This window comes from Dellaglioa sp. CoH-57-MRSF-16, from assembly GCF_056782055.1.
Genome location: NZ_JBXAXZ010000020.1, coordinates 1 through 818 on the forward strand (window position 1 = coordinate 1; position 818 = coordinate 818).

1 protein-coding gene is annotated in these 818 nt (G+C 54.6%); it reads left to right on the top strand.

Annotated elements, in window-relative coordinates:
• Positions 1–54 precede the first annotated feature (54 nt).
• Positions 55–818, top strand: a 764-nt coding sequence (locus AC1RPH_RS07630; RefSeq protein WP_481762003.1) for a hypothetical protein, incomplete at its 3' end; no start/stop codon positions are given.

An 818-nucleotide genomic window follows, 5' to 3' on the forward strand; every position in this document is an offset into this window, starting at 1 on the left:
GAGTTCGGCCGCTCATCACCCGCACCAGAAAAGACAATCAGGACACCTAGCTACATGGCAACGAAAAAGGCGGCTCCCGCCAAGACCACGAAGAAGGCAGCATCCGACGAAGTTCTCAAAGAGATCGAGGAGGCGACTAAGACCCCGAAGTTCGACGTGCGTGCGTTTTACCGGGGGACCATCGATGACGTGAGCCGACGCCAAGGCGTAGAGGCCGATCCGATGGAAGACATTCAACCGCTGTCAACCGGTCTGCTGATGCTGGACCTGCTGTACGGTGGTGGTATCCGTCCAGCGATGTACACACATGCCGGTGACGAGCAGACGGCCAAGACCACACTGGCCCTAATGGTCATGGTCAACGCCGTGAACAAGAACGTCCCGCTGATCGCGTTCTGGGACTACGAAGGCTCAACCAAGAACTCGAAACCGTATCTTGCATCCATTCTCAAGTCTATGGGGGCGAAGGTAGGCATCCGTGACGTATTCGGTAAGAAGGACAAAGAGACCGGTAAATGGGTTGTTCATCCGGTTGTGCAGTACTACCCAGAAACGGTGGGTGAGAAGTTCTTCGATTGGATGGCAAGTATCCAGAAGCAGTACCCCGACAAGCGCATGGTTGCAGGTAAGTGGTGGCTGATCTATGAAGACAACAAGGCCAACAAGGCCATGATTGTTGACGCACACGACCCGAAGATGGCCAAGAAGTACGGAAAGGGTCTGTGGGTAGAGGCACCGGACGGAAACCTTCAGGGTGTCATCATCGTTGACTCGTATCCGGCAATGAATCCGGACTCTAACGACGATGAAGAGGCAGA